Origin of the sequence: Lunatimonas lonarensis (assembly GCF_000390185.1) — a bacterium.
Classification (GTDB): domain Bacteria; phylum Bacteroidota; class Bacteroidia; order Cytophagales; family Cyclobacteriaceae; genus Lunatimonas; species Lunatimonas lonarensis.
Genome location: NZ_AQHR01000052.1, coordinates 1 through 5,446 on the forward strand (window position 1 = coordinate 1; position 5,446 = coordinate 5,446).

The following is a 5,446-nucleotide window of genomic DNA, read 5'->3' on the forward strand; positions in this document are numbered from 1 at the left end:
GTGGCCCTTTTTGTTGGCTGGCCAGCTTCACCCAGCTTTGAAATGAGCTACCTAAGGGGCGTAGCCCTGAGATCTTGGTAGGAAAACGATTACATTAATAATTGAGGGGCGTCAGCCCTGAAATCTTATCCGCCCTGCGTTCAAGGCAACAAGTTACCTAGTAGCTAAAACAGAATTGGTCTGTCAATGACGGAAAAAAATCCCCGAAGGGGTGATATATATGCCAGCGAATGGATTGATGGAATTTGGATTTAGATATGCCCCAATTGGGTGGGTTGAAACTATATCTGCACTATGAAACAAAATACGTAAAAGAAAACGTGCTCTTATTTTACCCTTCCCTTTTCAGTGAGGATTCTTACGACTTCCTCCTCTGGCAATTTGACGATTTTGGCAACTTTGGGCACGTCAAATCCCTCATCAAAAAGACTGACGATAACCTCTGCTTTTTCTTCAAGTTTTGCCCTTTCTATAAGCATCGTATAGGTTGTCATGATTTTTTCTTTTAGAGGTTCGGGAATTGATCGTATTGTTTCGCCCAACTGGGCCTCCGTAATTTCGGAAACATTCAATGCATATACAACAACCATATCCAAAAAGTTCCTGTTTGAGCCCTCTACCGGTAACAGCCGGAAGATGCGCTCGAAGTCTTCTTTAAGTTTGATCGGATTAATGCGCCACTGCTGGGCAAGAATCGCCGCTTTCATCAGGTTATTGCGCATACCCAATAGCTGATCTTCGCTGATCGCCTTCAGATCAATAAAAATATGGTTGAGAATAGGCAGATAGTCCTTTACTTCCTTCGGGTAGTTTTTGAAGAGGTCTGGAAGGCTTCCGACGCTCCAGTTTTTCTTGCCCTGGTAATAGATAACGGGAATAATGGGTTTGGGCTCCTTGGTTTCGGAGATACATTTTGTCCAATGCGCAAACATATAGTACACGATCTGAAAAAGCACATTTCTGTCCGGTGACGATTTGTGTTCGAAGAGCAGGGCCACATCCGTTTTGACCGAGTGATCGGATTTGAGCGACACTTCAAATACCAGATCCGAAAAATGCTCCTTTAACGTTTCATTGATATAGGTTTCCTTTAACACGGTTAGCGTGTCAAGATTCAGATGGCTTATTATTGAATTCGGCAGGAAACGCTCAAAGAATGCCACAGCCCGTCCCGAATCGGAGAATGACTCCCTGACGAAAATGTCATGTATGTTGTGGGAACGTTTTGCCATCCCACAAGATAATAAAAACTGCCCTTTTGTAAAATCTCTCATGTATTATCGATTGCAATAAAAGGTTGTTTAGGGCACGGTTACCATTTTAAGGATCGCATTTTGGCCCAGTAGGCACATTATCTCGATTATCATGGATGGGGGAATTTCCCCGCATGGCAGCGATAGTTCAACCCTCTTCGGGGTTGGGTGGAGTCGGGAGACAGTGTTCCCCGGGCTACCGCCCCGGGTTATTGTTGTTCCAGCCCTTCGGGCTTTGGATTCACAACCAAGAAAGGAGCAGACAAAGACAGCGGCATGTACAGAGCCAAGAATTCGGGTCAACAGGATGAACATCAAAGTACTCCACACCCGCACCAAACAAAACGGCAACTCAACCGGTCAATGAACGCCACAGGCTCAGATGAATGCAGAGACCATCCAAATGCCGGTTTTCAAACAGGCAAACACTCATACTCCAAAACCCGATTGGATAAGGAGATAACTTTGAGGCCATCAGAAAAGTCGGCCGGCCTGCGTGGCCCTTTTTGTTGGCTGGCCAGCTTCACCCAGCTTTGAAATCAACTATATATGGGGCGTAGCCCTGAGATCTTGGTAGGAAAACGATTACATTAATAATTGAGGGGCGTCAGCCCTGAAATCCTATACGTCCTGCTTTCAAGGCAACAATTAACTTAGAAGCGAATAATGAATTGGTCAGTCAAAGACGGAGAAAAAATCACCGAAGGGGTGATATATATGCCAGCGGATGGACTTGTGGAGTTTAGATTTGAATATGCCCAACCTGGGTAGGTTGGAACTACATCTGCACTATGAAACAAACTACGTAAACGAAGACGTGCTCTTATTTTGCCCTTCCCTTTTCAGCGAGGATCATTACGACTTCCTCCTCTGGCAATTTGACGATTTCCTATTCCTTCATTCGGAGACCTTCCATTTCCTCGAGAAATTCTTCGCGCATACCGATCTGAGCTGGCTTGACTGAAAAGCCGTTTTCCAGGTGAAAGGAATGTAATATACGGTAGGTCGTTTGAATTGAATCCAAGTCGTTAAGCCGGTAAAAAAGAAAATCCGGGTCATGGTAGGCAGGAAAGGGGAACTCCAACGCATTGAGCTCCTTGGCCAGCCTTTCCCTATCCTTACCGGAAAAATAGAAGACAAAGCCAACCTCCGGAAATTGATCTTTCATTTGCTTCCATAGAAACTCCTGCCCAAACGGACAAAAACTTTTCTTGTCAAAATCGTAAAAAACGACAACCTGGTGGCTGCAGGTCATACAGACACTGTCCATTTCCGATTGCTGGTTTACCACATCAAGATCATCGGGGAGTATCATCCTCTCAGCTTGGGGTGTACAGGCAGTAATTATGAAAAAGGCTGAAAAATGAATAGTTAGGGCAATTGCTCTCATGGACGGTAGTTTACGTGACATGTACGATTTCCGGATAATGATGATCCTACGAAGGGAGACGGTCCGCCAACTACTGCCCGTATGAGCGCCCGTCGGACCACAAATCCATCCGCACCCCGAAAATTTTTAGGCACCCCTGTACAAACAGGCGGCCTAAATATCCCCGACCATAACCGGCTCAAATACCTCAAGGGCAATCTTGTTTTCGCCATGATTGTGTTTGTCCCTACAGAACAGGTTGATACCGGTTGGGGAAAGGAAAATCTTCGACGGATCGTAGACTTTTGAGGAAAATAAACGCTCTCCCAACTTCTCGAAGAGCCCATTGAGAATTATAATAGAGAAGTCCGGCACCCTGGAAACGGATAGTCTTTCAGTAATACCTTTATCTCCCGGGATACCAGACCCATGGATCTCTGGTACACTGGGGCATTTTCTTTTTGAGAGTAGGGAACGATTGGTTTCCTGTTAGTGCAGGCAAACCCAAGCAGCGTCAATAAACGAAAAATACCAAATTTTTTCATTTTAAAACATTTCTGACTACCATCAATGTGTCAGCGACACTGCTGGTACATGCTCACTGTACCTTCTTTTTCAACCTGAGTGTTGCAAAGGATTCCCGTACTTCCTCATAATACCGATCAAATAGCTCACAACTTCCGAAAGAAGTTTGGATAATCGCACCATCCTTCTCGTAGATCGCTCGCTCCCAAATATGATGTTGTGTGTTTCCCTTGGGATCAACAGAACGAGATCTATACCTAATAATATACCCCTCACCCAACGAGTCAGAAAACTCCCGAACTGTTAAATCCAGTAAATCATTATTTGATCGAAAACCTTCTACCCTTGACCTTAAATAGGAGGGAATATCAAAGTTCAAAGTTACCGGTGAAGATACCCATATTTGCATAGAAGCACCACATGCTCCATTTTCCACTTTGCTTTCGACCAGGTGATTCTCCATCACGTAACCGCCGTAGTTTGTATAAACACCATTTTGCTCCGAAATCAGATTTCTTTCTTTAAACATGTTTGTGGCATAATTCCAGCCTATGGGCAGCTCCATGCTGTAAAAATCGTTTTCTGCTACTACTTTTTGTGTTGAACCGCTCTTTCGAATTTCGCCTCTTGGCTTTTGAGTTGTACTCTGTAAAAGGTCTTCACCATGATTTCCCACGATACTGCTCGCGACATCCAGCGGATTTAAATCATACTCGAACAGGACATCCTCTTTAAAAAAAGAGATGCCGTATAGCTTTTTATAATCGTCAGAAACAGCAAACGTTGTTATGGGTTGGTCGAGTAAATACCGCCTAATTAGGTTCCCGTCCCAGTCCCATATCTCAATTTGAGGGCGGAAATCCATAGGTTCATCTATGATTTCCTGTTTGGATCTCCCAATGTACATAACATAAATAAAATCTTTTGTTGCAACGGGTTCTACACGAAATGTAAAATCGTTCCGGTCTATATCCCTGCCGTTAAAAAAATCAACCTCTACCTCTCGAACTAAATATCCTTCCTTACTATAATATCTGATTAAATTTTCATGAATGTAAAACGAAACCATCTTTCCGCTTTCACGATTCACCACCAGTGATTTAAGGTACCTTCGGTATAGCTCGCTTTGCTCCAATCGATTGGTAGAGGCATCTTGCGGGAGTTTTCCAAAATGAACCACACTGGCTTGCCCTTTTACGTCCGATATTTGGTGCTCCGCACCACCTGGACGAACTTCCCAAATATCCGATATAAAAAGTGAGTCGGTGAGTAGTACCAACCTATTTATCGGAAGTAATGAACCCAACATGGGAAGTTTTGTCCGTTGAATTTCCTCAGCATAAGTTAAATCTAAAGTGTATTTGACAATCTCCTCACCAGTAAATACCACAATTGCTTGGTTGTGTACTTGCAAAGAGTTTTGATCAACAAATTTAAGCTGATCAGGTCCCTCACCTATTTCACCAAAACTGTACAAAAAACCGAAATCAGGCAAACTATAAACTTTAAAAAGTCCTGTTTCACCGTTATCAAAAACAATGGCTTTATCATTCATAGCCAACAACTTAGAGGGTAATAGCGGAAAATCTGAAAGCGACCTTTCCTCTGATCTCAAAGTTGAAAGTTCAGGGAAATCCTGCATTAAAATTCTATTGGAATTTTTACTTTGACAGGAAAAAAGCAAAAATAATGCTGCATATACCAGAAATTTTCTCATCTGCCCATAATTATTTTTCTTTTATCCGCCGAACTGTTTCAAACTGCCTGGAGGGTATTCATACACCTGATTGTTGACGCTTTTATTTATGCTCAAAACCTGTCCCCTAGCGAATTTCGGGTACTTGCCTATCTGTAGGTCTGATGTATGATAACCGTCTCTTTAAGTTTCAATTGCGACATGAGTACTCATTTATTGAGGACTTATCAAATTGGATCAGTTAAAAATCACTTATATAACTATAATAACCCATTTCAAGGGTCATCGGAATTGTGCAAACAAACGCAGAAAACCTGCATTCTAATTTGCAGGTTTTTAATTCATTTACAATTTAGGATCCGCATGTCGAATTGGCCATGAAAGAATCTGCACTTACAGTAGAACATGGATTACCACATCGATAAATGGTTGAGCAATTCCAAAACCAACAACTGCTATAAACCGAATAACATGTCCAACTCCCAGAACTCCCGCTACCTTCCACTGCATTCTCCAACGCCAATTCCGTCTCGGTAAATACTTCTGCTGTACCATCGGCACCTACCTGCCATCCGGCCACCATCAAAAACGCAACTGCCCCTA

At 43.0% G+C, this 5,446-nt stretch carries 4 protein-coding genes; 1 reads left to right on the plus strand and 3 read right to left on the minus strand.

From position 1 onward, the window contains the following. Positions 1 to 326: 326 nt before the first annotated feature. Positions 327 to 1,232 (minus strand): Rpn family recombination-promoting nuclease/putative transposase, encoded by a 906-nt coding sequence (locus tag ADIS_RS08905; RefSeq protein WP_035805334.1) that lies wholly within the window; start codon positions 1,230 to 1,232, stop codon positions 327 to 329. A gap of 910 nt (positions 1,233 to 2,142) precedes the next feature. Next, positions 2,143 to 2,664, minus strand: a complete 522-nt coding sequence (locus ADIS_RS08910; RefSeq protein ID WP_155907325.1) for a thioredoxin domain-containing protein — start codon at positions 2,662 to 2,664, stop codon at positions 2,143 to 2,145. A gap of 60 nt (positions 2,665 to 2,724) precedes the next feature. Here ADIS_RS08910 and ADIS_RS08915 point away from each other — a divergent pair, with 60 nt between their 5' ends. Further along, the gene (locus ADIS_RS08915; RefSeq protein ID WP_035805338.1) at positions 2,725 to 2,931 is read left to right on the plus strand and encodes a hypothetical protein; all 207 of its coding nucleotides are present in this window, start codon (positions 2,725 to 2,727) and stop codon (positions 2,929 to 2,931) included. Between the two features lie 289 nt (positions 2,932 to 3,220). Here the strand turns inward: ADIS_RS08915 and ADIS_RS08920 are convergent, their stop codons facing one another. Further along, entirely contained in the window at positions 3,221 to 4,864 is a 1,644-nt protein-coding gene (locus ADIS_RS08920; RefSeq protein ID WP_010854123.1) for a BF3164 family lipoprotein, read from the minus strand. Positions 4,865 to 5,446: the final 582 nt, after the last annotated feature.